The sequence below is a fragment of the Phenylobacterium sp. genome, from assembly GCF_020402505.1.
Taxonomy (GTDB): Bacteria; Pseudomonadota; Alphaproteobacteria; order Caulobacterales; family Caulobacteraceae; genus Phenylobacterium.
The window spans coordinates 1-18,766 of record NZ_JADBZL010000054.1 but is presented as its reverse complement, the minus strand read 5'-3'; the positions used below and the strand labels follow the sequence as shown (position 1 = coordinate 18,766).

Annotated in this window: 21 protein-coding genes and 2 pseudogenes; 6 read left to right on the top strand and 17 right to left on the bottom strand. The window is 70.0% G+C overall.

Annotated features, from left to right (window positions below):
• The 3 genes from ccsA to IM632_RS04405 all read left to right on the top strand — a co-directional run.
• A partial coding sequence (gene ccsA, locus IM632_RS04415; protein ID WP_296552048.1) for a cytochrome c biogenesis protein CcsA occupies positions 1–357 on the top strand: 357 nt, incomplete at its 5' end.
• Positions 358–360: 3 nt separating this feature from the next.
• Entirely contained in the window at positions 361–543 is a 183-nt protein-coding gene (ccmD, locus tag IM632_RS04410) for a heme exporter protein CcmD (RefSeq protein ID WP_296481664.1), read from the top strand.
• Positions 540–1,055 (top strand): DsbE family thiol:disulfide interchange protein, encoded by a 516-nt coding sequence (locus IM632_RS04405; RefSeq protein WP_296521726.1) that lies wholly within the window; start codon positions 540–542, stop codon positions 1,053–1,055. The genes ccmD and IM632_RS04405 overlap by 4 nt, the downstream gene beginning before the upstream one ends.
• 313 nt (positions 1,056–1,368) lie before the next feature.
• On the opposite strand, the gene IM632_RS04400 is transcribed toward IM632_RS04405, so the two are convergent.
• From IM632_RS04400 to dapF, 5 genes are read right to left on the bottom strand one after another with little or no spacing between them, the layout of a single operon-like run.
• The gene (locus tag IM632_RS04400; RefSeq protein WP_296552047.1) at positions 1,369–1,896 is read right to left on the bottom strand and encodes a MarR family winged helix-turn-helix transcriptional regulator; all 528 of its coding nucleotides are present in this window, start codon (positions 1,894–1,896) and stop codon (positions 1,369–1,371) included.
• A 36-nt stretch (positions 1,897–1,932) separates the two neighbouring features.
• On the bottom strand, positions 1,933–2,520 hold the full coding sequence (locus IM632_RS04395; protein WP_296481658.1) for a septation protein IspZ: 588 nt from the start codon (positions 2,518–2,520) through the stop codon (positions 1,933–1,935).
• 3 nt (positions 2,521–2,523) lie between these two features.
• Positions 2,524–3,459, bottom strand: a complete 936-nt coding sequence (gene ftsY, locus IM632_RS04390; RefSeq protein WP_296481655.1) for a signal recognition particle-docking protein FtsY — start codon at positions 3,457–3,459, stop codon at positions 2,524–2,526.
• Positions 3,452–4,747 carry a tRNA (N(6)-L-threonylcarbamoyladenosine(37)-C(2))-methylthiotransferase MtaB gene (gene mtaB / locus IM632_RS04385; protein WP_296481653.1) on the bottom strand — a complete coding sequence of 432 codons (1,296 nt, stop codon included), beginning with the start codon at positions 4,745–4,747 and terminating at the stop codon, positions 3,452–3,454. Before mtaB ends, ftsY begins: the two co-directional genes overlap by 8 nt.
• Positions 4,744–5,556 (bottom strand): diaminopimelate epimerase, encoded by an 813-nt coding sequence (gene dapF / locus IM632_RS04380; RefSeq protein WP_296481650.1) that lies wholly within the window; start codon positions 5,554–5,556, stop codon positions 4,744–4,746. Before dapF ends, mtaB begins: the two co-directional genes overlap by 4 nt.
• A gap of 78 nt (positions 5,557–5,634) precedes the next feature.
• On the opposite strand from dapF, the gene IM632_RS04375 reads away from it, so the two are divergent.
• Positions 5,635–7,713, top strand: coding sequence for a prolyl oligopeptidase family serine peptidase (locus IM632_RS04375; RefSeq protein WP_296499201.1), 2,079 nt, complete (start codon positions 5,635–5,637; stop codon positions 7,711–7,713).
• Here the strand turns inward: IM632_RS04375 and IM632_RS04370 are convergent, their stop codons facing one another.
• Both IM632_RS04370 and phaP read right to left on the bottom strand, forming a co-directional pair.
• Positions 7,714–8,610, bottom strand: coding sequence for a hydrogen peroxide-inducible genes activator (locus IM632_RS04370; protein ID WP_293513155.1), 897 nt, complete (start codon positions 8,608–8,610; stop codon positions 7,714–7,716).
• 108 nt (positions 8,611–8,718) lie between these two features.
• Entirely contained in the window at positions 8,719–9,144 is a 426-nt protein-coding gene (gene phaP / locus IM632_RS04365) for a phasin family protein (protein ID WP_296525229.1), read from the bottom strand.
• Between the two features lie 232 nt (positions 9,145–9,376).
• On the opposite strand from phaP, the gene IM632_RS04360 reads away from it, so the two are divergent.
• Entirely contained in the window at positions 9,377–10,687 is a 1,311-nt protein-coding gene (locus IM632_RS04360) for a D-alanyl-D-alanine carboxypeptidase (RefSeq protein WP_296520685.1), read from the top strand.
• An 18-nt stretch (positions 10,688–10,705) separates the two neighbouring features.
• Here the strand turns inward: IM632_RS04360 and IM632_RS04355 are convergent, their stop codons facing one another.
• From IM632_RS04355 to IM632_RS04340, 4 genes are all read right to left on the bottom strand, one after another.
• Positions 10,706–11,134, bottom strand: a complete 429-nt coding sequence (locus IM632_RS04355) for a BLUF domain-containing protein (protein ID WP_293513161.1) — start codon at positions 11,132–11,134, stop codon at positions 10,706–10,708.
• Positions 11,135–11,139: 5 nt separating this feature from the next.
• Positions 11,140–11,841, bottom strand: coding sequence for a GTP cyclohydrolase I (locus IM632_RS04350; protein WP_296499204.1), 702 nt, complete (start codon positions 11,839–11,841; stop codon positions 11,140–11,142).
• Positions 11,842–11,947: 106 nt separating this feature from the next.
• Positions 11,948–12,382: a molecular chaperone DnaJ gene (locus IM632_RS04345; protein ID WP_296481635.1), complete on the bottom strand. Its 435-nt coding sequence runs from the start codon at positions 12,380–12,382 to the stop codon at positions 11,948–11,950.
• Positions 12,382–13,191, bottom strand: a complete 810-nt coding sequence (locus IM632_RS04340; protein WP_293513167.1) for a division plane positioning ATPase MipZ — start codon at positions 13,189–13,191, stop codon at positions 12,382–12,384. The genes IM632_RS04345 and IM632_RS04340 overlap by 1 nt, the downstream gene beginning before the upstream one ends.
• Positions 13,192–13,366: 175 nt before the next feature.
• Between IM632_RS04340 and panC the strand changes: the two genes are divergently transcribed.
• Positions 13,367–14,224, top strand: a complete 858-nt coding sequence (panC, locus tag IM632_RS04335; RefSeq protein WP_293513169.1) for a pantoate--beta-alanine ligase — start codon at positions 13,367–13,369, stop codon at positions 14,222–14,224.
• Positions 14,225–14,230: 6 nt separating this feature from the next.
• Here the strand turns inward: panC and IM632_RS04330 are convergent, their stop codons facing one another.
• The 6 genes and pseudogenes from IM632_RS04330 to IM632_RS04305 form a co-directional block, all read right to left on the bottom strand.
• Complete coding sequence (locus tag IM632_RS04330; RefSeq protein ID WP_296481632.1) at positions 14,231–14,632, bottom strand: DUF1489 domain-containing protein; 402 nt, start codon at positions 14,630–14,632, stop codon at positions 14,231–14,233.
• Entirely contained in the window at positions 14,629–16,509 is a 1,881-nt protein-coding gene (locus IM632_RS04325; protein ID WP_296481629.1) for a biotin carboxylase N-terminal domain-containing protein, read from the bottom strand. The genes IM632_RS04330 and IM632_RS04325 overlap by 4 nt, the downstream gene beginning before the upstream one ends.
• A gap of 8 nt (positions 16,510–16,517) precedes the next feature.
• Positions 16,518–17,474 (bottom strand): DUF3667 domain-containing protein, encoded by a 957-nt coding sequence (locus tag IM632_RS04320; RefSeq protein WP_296499207.1) that lies wholly within the window; start codon positions 17,472–17,474, stop codon positions 16,518–16,520.
• 24 nt (positions 17,475–17,498) lie between these two features.
• Positions 17,499–17,597 (bottom strand): annotated as a pseudogene (locus IM632_RS04315) (enoyl-CoA hydratase/isomerase family protein); the annotation flags it as partial.
• A 42-nt stretch (positions 17,598–17,639) separates the two neighbouring features.
• Positions 17,640–18,638 (bottom strand): DUF3667 domain-containing protein, encoded by a 999-nt coding sequence (locus tag IM632_RS04310; protein ID WP_296552045.1) that lies wholly within the window; start codon positions 18,636–18,638, stop codon positions 17,640–17,642.
• A 23-nt stretch (positions 18,639–18,661) separates the two neighbouring features.
• Positions 18,662–18,766 (bottom strand): annotated as a pseudogene (locus IM632_RS04305) (enoyl-CoA hydratase/isomerase family protein); the annotation flags it as partial.

Sequence of the window (18,766 nt, the reverse complement as noted above, 5' to 3'; positions counted from 1 at the left end):
TGGGACGCGCGCCTGACCAGCGTCCTGGTCCTGTTTCTTTTCTACCTCGCCTACATGGCCCTGCGGGCCGCCCTGGATGACGAGGCCAAGGGCGCCCGGGCCGCCGCCATCCTGGCCCTGGTGGGCCTTGTCAACGTGCCGGTCGTCCACTGGTCGGTGGAGTGGTGGAACACCCTGCACCAGGGGCGGACGGTGTTCGCCGCAGGCGGGTCCCGCGCGGCGACGGTCTTCCTGATACCCCTTTTTTTGATGAGCCTGTCCTACATGGCCGCCTTCGGAGCGCTGTGGCTGGTGCGGATCCGCGGCGAGGTCTGGCGACGCCGGGCCGCCGCCGCCGAGGCGCGGCTGGCGAGGTGATCCATGCTTGACCTCGATCCCGGCCCCTACGGCTTCTACATCTGGATGTCCTACGGGCTCAGCGCCGCCGGCCTAGGCGGACTGGCGGTCTTCAGCCTGGTCTTCACCCGCCGCTGGCGGCGACGCGCTGAGGCCCTGGAGGCTCGCGTCCGGGAGGCCGAGCCGGGTCCGGAGATGCAGCCTTGAGGCGCGTCCTCGCCCTGGCGCCAGTGGGGGCGCTCCTGGGCCTCGGCCTGCTCTTCGCCTTCTTCGGCCTGCGCGATGACCCCCGCTACCTGCCGCGGGCCATGGTCGGCAAGCCGGTCCCGGAAGTGACCCTGCCGACCCTGGCGGATGGCCTGCCCGATACCCTCGCGGCCCCTGGAAAGGGACCATACCTGATCAACGTCTTCGCCTCCTGGTGCGCACCCTGCGAAATCGAGGCGCCGATTCTCGTCGCCCTGAAGGACCAGGGGGTGCCCATCATCGGGGTCGCCTACAAGGATGAACCCGCCAAGACCCGGGCCTTCCTGGCCCGCACCGGCGATCCCTATACCCGCGTCCTGGTGGACCGGCAGGGCCGGGCCGGGATCGACCTGGGCGTGTCCGGCGTCCCGGAGACCTACCTGGTGGACGGCGCGGGGCGCATCATCGACAAGATTTCCGCCCCCCTTACCGAGGACGACGCCCGGCGGCTCGCGGCCGAGGTCCGCCGTTAACCCTTCCTGAACCCGGCGCAGACAGGTTCGGACCTCGTTAACCCTGTTTCGAGGCCCTGATGGTCACCGCCCTGCGCTCCGGTCCGCCCCAGACTCCACCCATCCCGCCCAACCGGGCGTCGGAGGCGGCTGGCCTTCCGGAGTTCGCCCGCAGACTGATGTCTGCGAGCAGAAACAGCGCCCCTCCGAAGTCGGAGGGATCGAGCCCAGAGCCGTCTTCAACCGCCACATCCGACTCAAGACCCGAGCCCGAGAGCGACCCGAGCCGCCCGGTCCGGACGCCGCGCCCGGGCTCCCTGGTGGATATCCGGGTCTAGCTCCCGGACCCGGGCGTCGTCTCCGGAGCCGGAGACTCGCCATCCTTCCGGGCGCCTTTCCTCTTCTTCCTGCCCTTGGCCTTCTCTCCCGGGGCGGCGCCGGCGACGAGCCGGCGCAGGTCCTTCAGGAAACGTGCGCGGCGGTCCTCCGGCAACCGGGCCAGGAGGGCGAGGTCCGCGGACGCGGCAAGGGGCTGGGCCGCCGCAAGGACCGCCCTGCCGGACTCGGTGAGGGATACCTGGTTGGCCCGGGCGTCGCCCTCGGACTTCAGGCGCAAGACCAGGCCGCGGACCATCAGCCGGGTCAGAAGCTCCGCCAGGGTGGACCGGTCCACGCCGGTGCTGCGGACAAGCTGGCTCTGGGTGGCCCCCTCGGTCTCGGCGACGGCGGCGAGGATGGCGAACTGGCGGGGGGTGAGCCCCTCGGGGCCCGCCTGTTCGGCATGCAGGTCGGCCGCGATCTGGACGGCCCTGTGCAACAGGTGGCTGACGGAGGTCTCGGAGGGCGACGGTTTCCTTGACATGGGCGAGCTCCTGAGGGGCCGTGTCGGCCAGGCAGGCTACTCCACCGGTGGGGGCGGCGTCTCCTCCATCCGGGCATAGCGCAGGATCAGGGGCGCCTGGGCGATGCCGAAGGCGATATGGATCAGACTGGAACCGGGAAACCGGAAGCCGAGCCAGACCGCCTCTGGCTGGGTGCGCCAGATCACCTCGTTCACCCCCGCCATGACCAGGAAGAAGACCCCGTAGCGGAGGGTCAGCTTCCGCCAGCCTTCGTCCGGCATGGGCAGGCTTGAGCCCAGCAGCATCTTCAGGGGGTTGCGGCGGATGGCCATCCCTCCGAGGAGAAGCAGGCCGAAGGCGAGGGAGGTCACCGTCGGCTTCACGTAGACGAAGCGCGGGTCCTTGAAGACCAGTGTGAGGAGGCCGAAGACCAGGGCCAGGACCCCGGCGGCCAGGGGCATGGGGGCGATCCGCCGCTCCAGGATGTAACCCGTCGCCAGGGCGATGGCGGCCCCGGCCACCAGGCCCCAGCTGGCCAGCACCATGTCGCGGGTGATGAGGTAGCCGATGATCAGGCCCAGGGGCCAGCCGTAGTCCACCAGACTCGAGATCCAGCGGCGCGCGCCGCCTGCGCCTTCCGACATGTCTCAGCCCTCCCCGAGTCCGACCACCGAGCGAGCGAAGGCCCGGGCGTCGAAGGGTTGCAGGTCGTCGATCCCCTCGCCCACCCCGATCAGCTTGATCGGCGAGTCCGAAGCCTGGGCGACGGGAACCAGGACTCCGCCACGGGCCGTACCGTCCAGCTTGGTCATGACAATGCCGCTGACCCCGATCTGGTTGCCGAAGATGTTCTCCTGGGCCAGGGCGTTTCGGCCCACCGTGGCGTCCAGCACCAGCAGGGTCTCGTGCGGGGCGTCGGGATCGACCTTCTTGATCACCCGAATCACCTTGAGCAGCTCGTCCATCAGGCCCTGCTTGTTCTGGAGCCTTCCGGCGGTGTCGATCAGGACGACGTCGTAGCCTTCCGCCCGGGCCTTTTCCACGGCGTCAAAGGCGAGGCCCGCAGCATCCGATCCAGTCGGCCGGCTCAGGAAATCCGCACCCGCGCGCTCGGCCCAGACCTTCAGCTGCTCCACCGCAGCGGCGCGGAAGGTGTCCCCCGCCACCACCAGGACCTTGGCCCTGCGCCGGTTCAGGTCGGCGGCGATCTTGCCGAGGGTGGTGGTCTTGCCCGAGCCGTTGACCCCGATGAACAGGACCACGTAGGGGCGGGGCCCGGACAGGGGGTCGAAGCGGCCCTCATGTCCCGCCAGCTCGCCGGCGATGGCCTCGGACAGGGCCTCCAGGACCTCGGCCTCGTCCACCGCCTTGCCGAAGCGGGCGGCTGCGAAGCCTTCAGTGATCCGGGCGGCGGCCTTGGGTCCAAGGTCGGCCTCGATCAGCATCTCCTCCAGGGCGTCGAGGCGCGCCTGGTCGAGGGGCTGCTTGGTGAAGGTCGAGGCCACCTGCTCGGTCAGGGCGCGGGAGGTCCGGGCGAGACCGCCGGTGAGCCGCTGGAACCAGCCTGTCTTGGGTTCAGTCATGCAGGGCTTCTAGCGGCGGACTGGCTGCGATCCTAGGGCCGGGTGCGGCCAGGAGCCGCCGACCGTCCTCGCCGGCGATACGGAAGGTCGCGATCTCGCCTGCAGGAATATCGCCGCTGAAGGCGATCTCGGAGAAGTCCTCGGCCCGGGCCAGTCCTGGGCGCTCGACGAGGCCCTGCAGCTCCCGCCCGGCCTGGGAGGCCAGATGTCGGGCTAGGGCGGCCTCGCCCACCGCGCGGAGGCGGGCGGCGCGCTCACGCACCTCGGCCTTCGGGACCGGCGGCATGCGGGCCGCCGGCGTCCCCGGGCGCGGGCTGTAGGGAAAAACGTGCAGGAAGGCGAGGCCCGCCTCGTCCACCAGGTCGAGGGTGTTGCGGAACATCGACTCGGTCTCGGTGGGGAAGCCGGCGATCAGGTCGGCGCCGAAGGCGACATCCGGGCGGACGGCGCGCACCGCCGCGATGAGCTTCAGGGCGTCGGCCCGGCTGTGACGGCGCTTCATCCGCTTCAGGATCATGTCGTCGCCGGCCTGCAGGGACAGGTGCAGGTGAGGCATCAGCCGGGGCTCCTCCGCCAGCAGGGTCATCAGGTCAGGATCGATCTCGGCGGCGTCGATGGAGGACAGGCGCAGGCGCGGCAGGTCGGGGACCAGGCGCAGAATCCGGCCGGCCAGCTGACCCAGGGTGGGGGCGCCGGGCAGGTCCGCCCCCCAGCTGGTGACATCGACGCCAGTCAGCACCACCTCCCGGCAACCCTCGGCGGACAGGCGGCGGACCTGTTCCACCACCTCGCCGGCGGGAACAGAGCGCGAGTTCCCCCGGCCAAAGGGTATGACGCAGAAGGTGCAGCGGTGGTCACAGCCGTTCTGGACCTCGACATAGGCCCGGGCTCGGTCGCGGACCCCGGCGATGAGGTGGCCCGCCGTCTCGCGCACGCTCATGATGTCGTTGACCCGCACCCGCGGCCCCTCGGCCTGGGGTGAGAGGGCGCCCGGGCGGGCCTTGTCGGCGTTGCCGAGGACCAGGTCGACCTCGGGCATGGCGGCGAAGGTTCCGGGCTCGATCTGGGCGGCGCATCCAGTGACGATCAGACGCGCGCCGGGGTTCTCCCGGCGGGCCTTGCGGATGGCCTGACGGGCCTGGCGCACCGCCTCCCCGGTCACGGCGCAGGTATTGAAGACCACGGCGTCGGTGACGCCATCCTCGGCGGCGCGGGCGCGAATCACCTCGCTCTCATAAGCGTTGAGACGGCAGCCGAAGGTGACCACGCGGACCTCGGACCCGCTCATGGCAGCCAGCCCTCGAACTCGACCTCGACGTCGCCGGTCATGAGGACATGGCCGTCGGCGCGCCAGGCGATCTCCAGGTCGCCGCCATCCAGCCCCAGCCGCGCCGCGGGGTCGACGAGACCCCTCCGAACGCCGGCGACCAGGGCGGCGCAGGCGCCGGAGCCGCACGCCCGGGTCAGGCCAGCCGCCCGCTCCCAGACCCGCAGGCGGACTTCGGACCGGCTTCGGACCTCGGCGAATCCGACATTCACCCTCTCCGGGAAGAGGGGACTGGCCTCGACGGCGGGACCGATCCGCCCGACCTCGGCCGCTTCGGCCGAGGGGACGAAGAAGACGGCGTGGGGATTGCCCATGGACAGGCAGATCGCCGGACCCAGGCGCCCCGCCTCGGGGACATCCACCGCGAGGGTGTCCGCGGGTCCTGCGAGGGGCACGGCGCGCCAGTTCAGCCGCGGGCGCCCCATGTCCACAGCCACCCGCATCGGCCCCCGGCGCCAGGCCTCCAGGCGCCCACCGGCGGTCTCGAGGCTTACCTGTCCGGCGCCGGACTCCTCCATCAGCCTCCAGGCCACGCAGCGGGTGGCGTTGCCGCAGGCGCCAGCCTCGCCGCCATCAGGATTCCAGAACCGGATCGAGGCGTCCGCCGACTCCGAAGCGCCGATGAGCACGAACTGGTCGCATCCGATCCCCTCCGACCGCGACGCCAGACGCCGGATCGTTTCCGGGTCGGCCTCGAAGGCGCGGCTGCGGGCGTCCACGACGATGAAGTCGTTGCCCAGGCCGTTCATCTTGCTGAAGGGGCGGTCCATGGGGCGCAATATAGTCTCGCAGGGCGCCGCAGGCGACTTTCAGGAGACATTCGCCGATCTTTGCGCAAAAACAGGTCCATGAAGACCCGCTTCCGATCCTTGGCCGAGGCCTCGCGCCTGCTCGTTTTCGTCCTCGCCCTCACAGGCGCCCCCGGCATCGCCCGGGCGGAAGACCCTTTCCAGTGGCTGGAGGAGATCGAGTCTCCCCGGTCTCTGGACTGGGTCGCACGGCAGAACGTCCGGACCGCCGGCGTTCTGGAGGCCGATCCCCGGTACGCCGCCTTCCTCGGTGAGGCCCGGGCCATCTTCACCGCCCCGGACAGGATCGCCTGGCCAGAACTTCGGGGCGGGGCCGTAGACAACCTCTGGCAGGACGCCGGGCGGGTGCAGGGCGTCTGGCGCACAACGAACGAGGCCGCCTACCGGGCGGGCCGGCCGGAGTGGACGACCCTTCTGGACCTCGACGCCCTGTCAAAGGCGGAGGGCCGCAACTGGATCTTCAAGGGCGCGATCTGCCTTCCGCCCGCCGCGACCCTGTGCCTGGTGCGGCTGTCCGATGGCGGCGGCGACGCCGTGGAGGTGCGTGAATTCGACGTCGCGCGCCGCGCCTTCGTGGACGGCGGCTTCCGCTTCCCCGCCTTCAAGCAGACCCTCGACTGGCTCGACGCCGATACCCTGGTCGTCGCCAGGGACTGGTCGGCGGGTGACGTGACAGCCTCGGGCTACCCCTATGTCATCCGTACGGTTAACCGGCGCGGAGAGACCCGGGAGGTATTCCGGGGGCGAGCCTCGGATGTCGCCGCGTCGGCCAGCGTCCTGCGCAGCGAGGACGGGCGCAGCCTGGGCCTGGTGATCAACCGGGCCGTGGAGTTCTTCAGGTCCGAATTCAGCCTCTGGCGGGACGGGAAACTGATCCGCCTGCCCCTGCCGCTCCAGGCGACCTACCAGGGCTCCGCCCAGGGCCGGATGATCTTCACCATCAAGGAAGACTGGAAGGGCTTCCGTGCAGGTTCAGTGATCGCCCTGCATCGGGACGATCCGGGCCGGGCGCCCGAGCTCGTCTTCGCCCCCGGCCCCCGGCAGGCGGTGCAGGATGTGCGCGTCACGGCGGGCCTGGTGACGATCAACCTGCTCGACGAGGTCAAGGGCGCCGTAGAGGTGTTCGACATGGCGCGCGGTCGATGGACGTCAGAGCGCCTCGCCCTGCCGAAGGACGCCACCTTCGAGATCGTCGCTGCGAGCGAGACGGACGACGTGCTGATGGTCTCCGCCGAGGGCTTCCTCGAACCGCCCTCGCTCTGGCGCGTCGACGCCGCCACCGGCGAGACGACGCGGATCGCCGCCCTGCCGCCACGCTTCTCGGCGGACGGGGCGTCCATCGCCCAGTATTGGGCGACGTCCAGCGACGGGACCCGGATCCCCTACTTCGTGGTGTCGCCAAAGGGCGCGCGCAGGGACGGCTCCACCCCCACCCTGATGTACGGCTACGGCGGCTTCGAGATCGCCAAGCCGCCGATCTACCTTCCGGAGATGGGCAGGCTCTGGCTTGAGCGGGGCGGCGCCTATGTGATCGCCAACATCCGCGGTGGTGGCGAGTTTGGGCCCCCCTGGCACCAGTCGGTCCTGCGCGAGAAGCGGCAGCTGGCCTTCGACGACTTCGCCGCCGTCGCCCGGGATCTGACGGCCCGCGGCCTGACTTCGCCACGCCGCCTGGGCATCTACGGGCGGTCAAACGGCGGGGTCCTGACCACGGTCTCCATGACCCAGCACCCGGAACTCTGGAACGCCGTGGTGGTCGAGAGCCCGCTGGTGGACATGCTACGCTATCACAAGCTCTCGGCTGGGGCGTCCTGGGTGGGCGAGTATGGCGACCCGGACAACCCGACCGACGCCGCCTTCATCGCCCGCTACTCGGCCTACCAGAACCTCAAGCCGGGGGTCACCTATCCCGAGGCCTACATCACCACCAACACCCGTGACGACCGGGTTCACCCCGGTCACGCCCGCAAGTTCGCGGCGCGCCTGGAAGCGCTTGGGGTTCCCTACCTGTATTACGAGCAGACCCTGGGCGGACACTCGAACGACTCAGATCCGGACCTGAACGCCCGCCGCTGGGCGCGGCACTACGTCTATCTCGCCCAGCGGCTGATGGACTGATCAGGCCTGGCGCAGGGTCTCGGCCAGGAGCCGGCCCTCGGCGCCCCGGATCGAGCCGGACCGCCAGGCCACGACGATCTCCCGGCTCGGGTTGGCGGCCTGGAGGGGGCGGATTTCGATGGAGGTCCCGTCCGTGAGCCCGGCGGAGACCGCCATGGAGGGCAGGAAGGTCACCCCCAGTCCGGACCCCACCATCTGCACGAGGGTCGGGAGGGATGTGGCGGCGAAGGTCGCCTCGGCGTCGGTCTGGCGGGGCGGACGCAGGCCGCAGGCGGCCAGGGCGTGGTCGCGCAGGCAGTGTCCATCCTCGAGGAGGATCAGGTCCTCATCCTGGAGCTCGGACGGGCGCATCCGGTCCCGGTCCGCCTGGGGATGGCCAGGGGGCAGGGCGGCCAGGATCTCGTCCTGGGCCACGTGAGCGCTGTCCAGGCCGTTCATGTCGAAGGGCAGGGCAATGAGGGCGGCGTCGAGGTGACCCGACTTCAGGGCCGAGATCAGCCTCTGGGTCAGGTCCTCTCGAAGGTAGAGCCTGAGGTCGGGGAACCGGCTCCGCAGGAGAGGCAGGGCCCGCGGTAACAGGAAGGGAGCGATGGTCGGGATCACGCCGAGGCGGAACCGGCCCGTCAGGGGCTGCCCGGCGCTGCGGGCGGCCTGGACCAGTTCATCGGCCTCATTCAGGATGACCCGCGCCTTGGCGAGGGCCGCGGCGCCGACATCGGTCAGGATCAGGCCCGAGCGGGCCCGGTCGACCACCGGTGCGCCCAGGATCTTCTCCAGCTCCTGGATGCCGGCCGACAGGGTCGGCTGGGTGACGTGCGCGGCCTCGGCGGCCTTGCCGAAGCCGCCGTGCTCGACGAGGAGCTTCAGGTACTGCAGTTGCCTCAGGGTGGGGAGCATGGTCCCCCGACTTCCACAGGCCCCTGCCGCAAGTCAAACGAAAGCGGCGCGGCCCCCGACCGGGAACCGCGCCGCCGCTGTATCGGAGAGGCCCTCAGGGCCTCCGGGTCAACGACCCGACTGCAGGCTCTCCACCGCCGCGGTCATGCGGACGCTGAAGGGCTGGTAGGCGTCGCGGAACAGGGCCGTCATGAGCTCGGTGGTCTTGCCCATCTGGGTCACGCAGGCCTCCATGTGAGTCTTGGCCAGGTCGGTCTGAACCTCAATGAAGTCCTGGACGCTGCGCACGCCGGCGAGGGACTGGACGGCGGCGGTCTGGCGCTCGACGGCGGCCTTGGAGAAGGCGACGGTTTCGGCGCCGAGGGCCTCTGCGCCCTTGGCGGTGGCGGTCACCGAGGCGATGACGGCCTCCATGTTCTTGCGGGAATGGGCGGTCAGGTCGTTCAGGCCGGACATGCTCTTCTCCATGGCGTCACGGAGGGCTTCATTGCCAGCGTTGGCGATCTTGTCGGCGGCGGTCTTGGCGGCGGCCATGGCGGCGTTCCTGTCGATGGGGCTCTGCGGGCGAAACCCGCACAGGTGTGGTTAAGCTGCACTGCGATATCTCATGCTGCACTGCAGCAGTCAAGCGGATTGTGCGCTGCAACATAAACAGGCTGTGAAGCCGGGTCGGGCGAAATTTACTTTCCTGCAAGGCGTCGCCGACTAGTATGGCGGCTCATCCTGAAACCCGCCGGCCGCGCCGGAGACGCCAGGGACGCCTGACTTGCCGACAGCCGCTCGACGTCCTTCCCTACTGAGCCGGATCGCCGTACTTGCGGCCGCCCTCTCCGCCAGTCTTTGCGTCCTGGTTTCAGGCGGTCCGGCTGCAGCGGCGCCAACTCCGCCCTTCCCGGAGATGCGCTACGCCGCCGTGGTCGTGGACGCCGAGACGGGCGAGGTCCTCTTCTCCCGGCGGGGGGACAGTCTTCGTTACCCGGCCTCCATCACCAAGGTCATGACCCTCTACCTGACCTTCGAGGCCCTTTCGACGGGACGCATCTCGCTGGAGGACCGGGTGGTGATTTCCGCCCGGGCCGCCGCCCAGAGCCCGACCAAGCTGGGCCTGCCGGTCGGCGCCAGCCTGAGCGTGTCAGAGGCCATGCAGGCCCTCGCGGTCAAGTCAGCCAATGACATCGCCGTCGCCCTGGCCGAGAAGCTGGGAGAGGGCAGTGAGCGCCGCTTCGCCGCCATGATGACCCTCCGGGCCCGCGAACTCGGCATGGTCAACACCCATTTCGTGAACGCCTCCGGCCTGCCCGACAGCCGCCAGGTCAGCAGCGCCCGGGACCTCGCCATCCTCTCACGGGCCGTGCTGAGAGACTTCCCCCAGCACTACAGCCTGTTCAGCCAGCCCTCCTTCACCTTCCAGGGCCGCAAGATGAACAACCACAACGGCCTCCTGTGGCGGATGCCGGGGACGGACGGGCTGAAGACCGGCTTCACCAGCGCCTCCGGCTACAACCTTGCGGCCTCGGGCGTCCAGGGGAACCGTCGCCTGATCGCGGTCGTCCTCGGGGGGCCCTCCAATGCCCGCCGCAACGCCAAGATGGAAAGCCTGCTGCTCACCGGCTTCGACCTCGCCGCCCGGCGCGACCGGGGCGAGCGGGTCCAGTTCGCCCAGGCCAGCTTCGAGAGCGAGCCGGCGCCGGTCACCCTGATGGCCCAGGTCCGGTCGGACACCGAAGCCCTTGCGCCGGATCGCGTCGTCCTGACCAGCGCCCCGGCGCCGCGGAACCTTTCCGGGTTCGAGATCGTCGATCCGGCCTCCAGCGGCCTTCGGCAGGCGGGGCGGCCGGAGTCCGGCCGCTGGTCGGTCCAGGTGGGCGCCTTCAAATCCCAGGAACTCGCCCGCAAGCAGGCCGCCATCGTCCAAAAGCTCGCCCCCGCCCACTTCAGCGCCCAAGGACGTGCAGAGCGGGCCGGAACCTCCTGGCGCACGCGGTTTGCAGGCTATACCGAGACTTCGGCGCGAGCGGCGTGCAAGGCTCTCAAGAGCCGTGGGCAGCCCTGCATGGTCCTGCCGCCCGCCGCCTGAGGGTCGAAGGCGAAGCCGCTACTCGCCTCGGGTCGCGATAGCCGCTGTGGCGACAAGCTCCCCCAGGAGCGCCAGCGTCGCCTGGCCGGGTCCGTCGAAGGGGTCCAGCTCCACCCGCTTGAAGTATTTCAGCAGCAGGGAGGGGTTCACCCGGGGAATGGAGACATGCCCCATGCTCCAGTTGCCGAATCGCCGCTCAGTGATCTCCTCGTAGGAAAGGAGGCGGACCTGCTTGTGCCGGTCGTCCCTGACGATGGCGTTGAAGATCTCGCAGACCTCGTCGCGGCCCCCTTCCAGCAACTGGATGAAGAGGTCGTCGGCGACGCACAGGAGTCCCGTAATCCCCTGCCTGGGATTGTTCCGGCGGCATTGTTCGAGGATGCCGTCGAGCAGCGCGCCGTTCATGGGCTGGACGGGGCGGCTGGCGTAGAGACAGCGCACGAGCATGGGAATCAGGTCCTGTTCTTGATGAGGGAGAGGAATTCGGAACGCAGGGTGTGGTCCTTGAGGAAGGAGCCGCGCATGACCGAGTTGATCATCATGGTCTCGCTGTCCTTGACCCCCCGCCAGTGCATGCAGAAATGATCGGCCTCCATCACCACGGCCAGGCCGTCCGGCCGGACCTTCTCCATGAGGAGATCCGCCAGCTGGGTGATGGCCTCCTCCTGGATCTGCGGCCGTGACATCACCCACTCGGCCAGTCGCGAGTATTTGGACAGGCCGATCAGGTTGGAGTGCTCATTCGGCATCAAGCCGATCCAGAGCCGGCCCATGATCGGGCAGAAGTGATGGCTGCAGGCGCTGCGGACCGTGATCGGGCCAACGATCATCAGCTCGTTCAGGGATGAGGCGTTGGGGAACTCCGTCACCGACGGAGCCTCGGTGTAGCGGCCGCGGAAGACCTCGGTGACGTACATCTTGGCGACGCGCTTGGCGGTGTCCTGGGTGTTGTGATCGGCCTCGGTATCGATCACCAGGCTCTTCAGCACCTCGCGGAACTTGCCCTCCACCTCGGAGAGCAGGTCGTCGATCTCCCCTTCGCGGATGTAGGCCGAGATATTGTCGTTGGCGAAAAACCGCTTCCGGGCCTTCTTGATGCGGGCGCGGATGCGGGCGGAGACGGGCTCCTGTTCGGGGTCTGACGGAGGCTTCACGTTAGGCTCGCACGGGTTGCTGGTGGCCGGGACGAGGCCCGGCGGAAGTGACCCTACACCCGAAGGATCGGGCCTGTCGCGTGAATGTCCTTGGAGGCCCAGGCCCTCACCCGCCTAGCAGCCGGTCGCGAGCCGCATTCAAATGGGCCGCGAGGCCGTCCGTGCCGCCGGCGTCGGGGTGGGTCCGGCGGATCAGTCTGGCGTGGGCCTCCAGGATGTCCTCCCGACTGGCGTCGGGTCCGACGCCCAGGACCGAGCGCGCCTCGTTCAGGCTCATGGCGTCTGGCGTCGGCGGGGAGGGCGCAGGTCCGGACCGCGGCGCCGGCGACCGGGCGAGGCCGGCCAGGGCCAGACCCGCGGACAGAAGCATGAGACCCAGGATCCATCCGCCCCGAATGACGCTCAGCGTCCCGGCCACCAGCGCGGTGAGGGCCAGGCCGCCGGCGATCAGGCGCCACTCCCGTCGCGGCGCCTTCAGGCCGCCCCGCCCCGCCCAGACGAGCAGGGCGACGGCAGCGGCAGCGATCAGCAGCCAGGTCACTATTGGGCGGCCAGCTGGGCGCCGTCCGACGTCAGGCCCAGGAAGCCCATCAGGTCGCGCAGTTCCTGACGGGCCGCGACATGCTGCAGGCTCATGGACACGGGCCGGATGGACGCGGACAGGTCGGCGATGGTCAGACCGAACGGAAAGAGCTCACGGTAGATGACCCGGTCGCGGAGGCCGGGACCCACCCGGAAGCCGGCCCTGCGGGACAGAGCCTGGACCCGCTCGTCCACCCGTCGGCGGTTGCGGGCGTCGGCGGGGGCGAGGCGGTTGCGAAGCACCACCCAGTCGATGGAGCGCGCCGAGGAAAGGGCCCGGTCCTTGCGGCTGTTCCAGACCGTCTCGGAGTACAGGCTCGGCCGCTTCAGCTCGAGGGTCACGGGATCCACGACCCCCAGGGTGTCGAAATCCACGAAGCTGTCATTCATGGGGGTGACGATCAGGTCCGCCCGGGCATGGGCGGCGCGGCTCAGGACGGTGTCGGCGCCGGGGGTGTCCACGACGATGAGGTCGCAGCCCGATAGGGTTTCGAAGGCGGTGTCCAGTCGTTCGCGGGCCTCGTCCTCAGGCGCTTGGGCGATGGCGGCGTCGAATCTCACCATCTGGGGCATGGGCGCCTCCGCGCCGTGGGCGGCCAGCCAGGCGGCGCGGTTGTCGACGAAATGGCCCAGCGACTGCTGACGCACGTCCAGATCCAGGGCGCCGACCCGGCCGCCCTCGTGCAGCAGGGCGGTCATCAGGTGGATGGCGAGGGTGGACTTCCCTGCGCCGCCCTTCTCGTTCCCCACGACGATGACGTCGGTCATCCGAAAACTCCGTCCCCGGGGCCGCCCGGAAGGGCGCGGGCCGATTCCCGCGCGGCGCAGCGTGGTCCCCCGTCCCCACCGGCGTCAACGCAACGGAACGGATCGCCTGTGGATGGATGGACGCAGAGCCCCGCCCCGGGGCATAAGCCCCGGCGCAATCCCGATGGAGTCCCCGATGCCCTCGCCCCCCGTCGTCCGCAGCGTGGCCGACCTGCGCGCGACCCTCGCCGGCTGGCGGGGCGAGGGCCTCTCCATCGCCTTCGTCCCCACCATGGGCGCCCTGCACGAGGGCCACCTGTCCCTCGTGCGTCTGGGCCTGTCGCGCTGCGACCGGGTCGTCGCCTCCATCTTCGTCAATCCCACCCAGTTCGGGCCGAACGAGGATCTGGCCGCCTATCCCCGGGATGAGGCGGGGGACGCCGGAAAGCTGTCGGTCGCTGGCTGCCACCTCCTGTTCGCGCCTTCGGCGGCGGAGATGTACCCGCCGGGCGCCGCGACGGTGGTGACGGTCTCCGGAGTCTCCGAGCCCCTGGACGGTCAGGCCCGGCCGGGGCACTTCGCCGGGGTCGCCACCGTGGTGGCCAAGCTCCTCAACCAGGTGCGGCCCGACGTCGCCATCTTCGGCGAGAAGGACTACCAGCAGCTGCAGGTCATCCGGCGGCTCGCCATCGACCTGGACCTGGGCGTCGAGATCCTCGGCGGGCCCACCGCCCGGGCGGCGGATGGCCTGGCCCTGTCCTCCCGCAACGCCTACCTGACCGAGGACGAGCGCCGCCGGGCGCCCGAGCTGGCCGCCGCCCTGGCCGAGGCGGTCCTGGCCCTTCGGGCGGGGGTCCCGGTGGCGGAGGCCGAGGCGCAGGCGCTCGGCCGCGTCCAGGCCGCCGGCTTCGGCCCCGTCGACTATCTGGAGGTGCGGGATGCCGGCGACCTGTCGCGGATGGGCCCGGGCCCCCTGCCCCCCGGCCGTGCGGGCCGGATCCTCGCCGCCGCCCGCCTGGGCCGGGCGCGGCTCATCGACAACATGGCGGTCTGAGGGGACCTACCAAGCCCCCGCCTCCCGCAGCCGCCGGGCCAGCTCGTCGGGCAGGTCCCCGCCACCGGTTTCGTCCAGGTCGGGCGGAGCGTCCGCCGGGTCGAGATAGCGCCAGCCCTGGAAGGCCCGCCGGGGCGTCGGCGCCACGCGGATGATGCGCGGCTCGAGGTCGATGCGGCAGCGACTCTCCCCGCCCGCCTCCACCCGACCGACGGACAGGATGCGCTGGCGGCAGAGGATCAGGCCCCGGAAGATCCGGTAGAGCGACCCGCCATCCAGCAGTTCCTCCGCGCGCTTCGGCGCCATGCGGGTGAACAGGGGCCAGGGATCGGGGCTGTCCTGGTGCCAGGCCACCAGGTCCTCGATGGTGTCGCACCCGACGCAGAGCCGGATCATGTGCAGGGTCACTGCGTTTCGCTCCTCACCCGCACGAGGGCCTCGCCTTCACGCACCTGGTCCCCGACGGCGGCCGAGAGGCCCTCGACCACTCCGTCGAAGGGGGCGATCAGGCCGTGTTCCATCTTCATCGCCTCGATCACCACCAGCACCTCGCCCCTGGCCACCCGGGCGCCCTCGGCGACGGGCACGGCGACGACCTTGCCGGGCAGGGGCGCACTGACCGAGCCGTCGCCCGCCGCTGCGGCGCCGCCCTCCCGGTCCGGTGGGCTTGCGGCGAAGGCGAAGGCCGCCCCGCCTTCGAAGAGGACCAGGGACCCGCCGGCGTCGAGGAGGTCGGCCTCGTCAGGCGCGGAGTCGAGGGCGGCCCAAAGCGGCTCTCCGTCGCACCAGACCCGGACCCGCCCGCGGGGCGGCGCGTTGAGGCGAAAGCCGGCCAGGTCGCGGGAGGGGGCGCTCGCATCCTCCGCCGAGAGCGCCGCAAGGGCGGCGGCGGCGGCGCTGACGAGGGCCTGCGAAGGCGCTGGCGCGGTCGCCAGCTGGGCCAGCCGGGCCTCGATGAAGCCGGTGTCGATCCGACCCGCCAGGAAGTCGGAATCATCGAGGCACCGGGCGAGGAAACCGGCGTTGGTCTTCAGAGGCCAGGTCTCGACCCCGGCGCAGGCCTCCGCAAGGCTCTCGGTCGCCCCCTCCCGGGTCGGCGCCCAGGCGATGAGCTTGGCGATGAGGGAGTCGTAGTACGGCCCCACCTCGTCCCCGGCCTCGACGCCGGAGTCGATCCGCACCCCCTCCGGCAGGGCGAGGTGCTCCAGCCGGCCGGTGGAGGGGATGAAGCCCCGCTCGGGAATCTCGGCGCAAAGCCGGGCCTCCACGGCCCAGCCGTTCAGGGCGATCCGGTCCTGGGACAGGGGCAGGGGCTCGCCGGCGGCGACGCGGAACTGCCACTCCACCAGGTCGACCCCGGTCACCGCCTCGGTGACGGGATGCTCCACCTGAAGCCGGGTGTTCATCTCCATGAACCAGATCCGGTCGGCGCGCAGACCATCCCGGGCATCGGCGATGAATTCCACCGTGCCGGCGCCGACATAGTCGACGGCCCGGGCGGCGGTCAGGGCGGCGGCGCAGACCGCCGCACGCACCGTGTCCGTCATGCCCGGGGCGGGCGCCTCCTCGATCACCTTCTGGCGGCGGCGCTGCAGGGTGCAGTCGCGCTCGAACAGATGGACGAGGCCGCCGTGGGCGTCGCCGAAGACCTGGACCTCGATGTGCCTCGGCGCCTCGATGCAGCGCTCCAGCAGGACCCGGTCGTCTCCGAAGGCGGCCTGGGCCTCGCGCCGGCAGGCCGCCAGGGCGGCGGCGAAGTCCGCCCCATTGTCCACCCGGCGGATGCCGCGCCCGCCGCCGCCGGCCGCCGCCTTGATCAGGACCGGCCAGCCCAGGTCCCGGGCGGCGGTCAGCAGGGTGGCCTCCGAGCCATCGTCCCCCTGCCATCCGGGCGTCACCGGCACGCCGGCGGCGATCATCCGCTCGCGGGCCGAGTCCTTCAGGCCCATGGCCCGGATGGCCGCCGGGGAAGGGCCGATCCAGATCAGGCCCGCCGCCTGCACAGCCTCTGCGAAGGCGGCGGTTTCGGACAGGAAGCCATAGCCCGGGTGCACCGCCTCCGCGCCGCTCTCCAGGGCGGCGGCGACCAGGTCGGGAATGGACAGATAGCTCTCCGCCGCCGGCGCCGGACCGATACGCACGGCCCGGTCCGCGTCGCGCACGTGAGCCGCCTCCAGGTCGGCGTCGGAGCAAACGGCCACCGTCTCGATCCCCAGCCGGCGGGCGGTGCGGAAGATCCGGCGGGCGATCTCGCCCCGGTTGGCGACAAGGACGGAGCGGAACATGGCGACGCCTAGAACTCGAAGAGGGTGACGAAGAAAACGCCCAGGAGGAGGGCCAGAAGGACGCCGTAGATGCCTGCCCAGAGCACGCAGGTCTTCAGGAATGCTCCGATCGCGCTCGAGCCGTAGCCGACTCTGAGAACATGATTGATGCCGAAGGCGTTCCAGATAGCTATCAGAACGGCGGCGAACGTATCCCAAGGATCGGATAGAATTATTGGAATTATGATCGGAATCAATAAAAAGGAGGCAATATAACAAGCCACCCGAAAGTGATCCTCAATAAATATATCTTTTCTTCCAGCATAAAGTATCGCCAATATCGATGTTATTCCCGGAATTATATAAACAAGAAATTTTGCGAATCCGTCGATGAGTGAGGCTGAAAACCGGGTTTCGTCACTGATAGCCGCCTTGATCCCACGCATTAAGGCATCGGCCTGGCCGCTGGTAAGGCCCAGCTCTGAGATCAGACTTTCACGAATCTGCCTGAGGTCCGCCTCGCTGACTATCGCCGGGTCCGCAGTCGGTTCCGGGAGGGCGCGAGGGGCATGCGCTGCGGGGGGTTGAGCCTGCGGCGGTTCCGCGGCAAGCCGTAACCCAAGGGTGGAAGCCAGGATGACGACCGAGACCGCAATGAGAAAGGTCCTGAAGGGCGGCGTGTGGCGGACAATCCGCCCTTCGATCATATCGTTGGCCAGCACCCCCGGCTTCAGGAAAAGCAAGGCAAGGGTCCGGAACAGTCGGTTGTCATAGTTGACCAGGCTTCCGGCGCCCTCTGCGACAAGGCGGAACACACTCCGCTTTCCGCGGTCCGCACTCTGGCCGCAGGAGTGACAGAACCGGCCCTGCAGGATGGCCCCGCAGTTGGCGCAAGCTTTTCCCGCCGGAATGACGCCCGCTCCTGCGTCCTTCGTGAGGCCGGCGGCCGTGTCTGTGCCGGCCACTTCCAGTTCCGGACCCGTCATTGCCTCCTCCCGGCCCTATCCAGCCTATCCCGCCCAGCCGGGCCGGCGCCTGTCAAGGAAAGCGGCGACGCCCTCGCGGCCTTCGTCGCTGACCCGGGCGTGGGCGATGCGGCGGGCGATCTCGCCCCGATTGGCGACAAGGACGGAGCGGAACACTCAGGACCCCTACAGCTGGATGATGGTCAGGGCGAGGAGGCCGACCAGCAGAAGGCCGAAGGTCAGGACGCTGCCCGGCCAGAGGATGAGGGTCTTGAAGGTCGCCCCCAGCCACCCGGACCCGTAGGCGCCCCTCAGGGTCTGGAACATGTTCACCGGGGTCCAGACGGCCAGGAGAAGGAACCAATATGGCGAGACGGACTCGGGCAGGACCAGTCCGAGGGCGTTGGTCAGGAGGGTGAAGGACAGAAGATTCGAGGCGACGAGGATGTGGTCGTAGACGAAGATCCTCCGCCGGCCGAGGTAAAGCACCGTCAGGAGGGCGGCGGTGATGGGCAGCAGCAGGAAGGCCAGCCTGTGCGCCCATCCGAACAGGACCACCAGGAAGTAACCCGGGTTCTCCGCAGCGGTCTTGAGACCACTTCTGACCCTCTGCTCCCCGGCCTCGCCAAGCCCGAGGCCGGACAGGTTCACATCGACATCATTGCTCTTCAGGGCGCTGGAGATCTCCCGGGCGGCGTCCGCAGCGGATCCCTCCGTCGGGGTTGGGGCGGCGGCGGGATTCGGGCTCACCCCGGCGGGCGCTTGCGCGGCAGGGGGATTGACCTTCAGGTCGCTCTCCACGCGCAGGCGGTGGATCAGCGACTCGGCGGCGAAGATGTAGAGCAGCAGGGCGACCAGGAAGGTCCGGAAGGGCGGCGTATAGCGCGCGATCCGGCCGTCGATCAGGTCCCGCGCCAACTTCCCGGGACGGAAGAAGAGCAGGGGCAGGGTGCGGGCCAGCCGCCCGTCAAGGTGAAAGAGGCTCTCGCCCACTTCCCAGGCCAGATGCAGGATGCTGCGCTTGCGCAGGTCGGCGCTCTGGCCGCAGGCATGACAGAAGCGGCCCTGCAGGATGGCCCCGCAGTTGGCGCACGCCTCCCCAGAGGCCACAGGGACCCTGGAACCCGCCCCGACCTCAGCTGCAGCCGCGTCCGCCGCAGCGATCTCCAGTTCCGGACCCGTCATCGCCTCCCCCGGCCGTGTCTGGCCTATCCCGCCCAGCCCGGCCGGCGCCTGTCAAGAAAGGCGGCGACGCCCTCGCGGCCCTCGTCGCTGACCCGGGCCTGGGCGATGCGGCGCGCCGTGTCCTCCAT

Coding starts and splice junctions, on each gene's coding strand:
- ccmD (WP_296481664.1), top strand. CDS start 361: ATGCTTGACCTCGATCCCGGCCCCTACGGCTTCTACATCTGGATGTCC.
- IM632_RS04400 (WP_296552047.1), bottom strand. CDS start 1,896: ATGTCAAGGAAACCGTCGCCCTCCGAGACCTCCGTCAGCCACCTGTTG.
- IM632_RS04395 (WP_296481658.1), bottom strand. CDS start 2,520: ATGTCGGAAGGCGCAGGCGGCGCGCGCCGCTGGATCTCGAGTCTGGTG.
- ftsY (WP_296481655.1), bottom strand. CDS start 3,459: ATGACTGAACCCAAGACAGGCTGGTTCCAGCGGCTCACCGGCGGTCTC.
- mtaB (WP_296481653.1), bottom strand. CDS start 4,747: ATGAGCGGGTCCGAGGTCCGCGTGGTCACCTTCGGCTGCCGTCTCAAC.
- dapF (WP_296481650.1), bottom strand. CDS start 5,556: ATGGACCGCCCCTTCAGCAAGATGAACGGCCTGGGCAACGACTTCATC.
- IM632_RS04375 (WP_296499201.1), top strand. CDS start 5,635: ATGAAGACCCGCTTCCGATCCTTGGCCGAGGCCTCGCGCCTGCTCGTT.
- IM632_RS04370 (WP_293513155.1), bottom strand. CDS start 8,610: ATGCTCCCCACCCTGAGGCAACTGCAGTACCTGAAGCTCCTCGTCGAG.
- phaP (WP_296525229.1), bottom strand. CDS start 9,144: ATGGCCGCCGCCAAGACCGCCGCCGACAAGATCGCCAACGCTGGCAAT.
- IM632_RS04355 (WP_293513161.1), bottom strand. CDS start 11,134: ATGCTCGTGCGCTGTCTCTACGCCAGCCGCCCCGTCCAGCCCATGAAC.
- IM632_RS04340 (WP_293513167.1), bottom strand. CDS start 13,191: ATGACCGACGTCATCGTCGTGGGGAACGAGAAGGGCGGCGCAGGGAAG.
- panC (WP_293513169.1), top strand. CDS start 13,367: ATGCCCTCGCCCCCCGTCGTCCGCAGCGTGGCCGACCTGCGCGCGACC.
- IM632_RS04325 (WP_296481629.1), bottom strand. CDS start 16,509: ATGTTCCGCTCCGTCCTTGTCGCCAACCGGGGCGAGATCGCCCGCCGG.
- IM632_RS04320 (WP_296499207.1), bottom strand. CDS start 17,474: ATGACGGGTCCGGAACTGGAAGTGGCCGGCACAGACACGGCCGCCGGC.
- IM632_RS04310 (WP_296552045.1), bottom strand. CDS start 18,638: ATGACGGGTCCGGAACTGGAGATCGCTGCGGCGGACGCGGCTGCAGCT.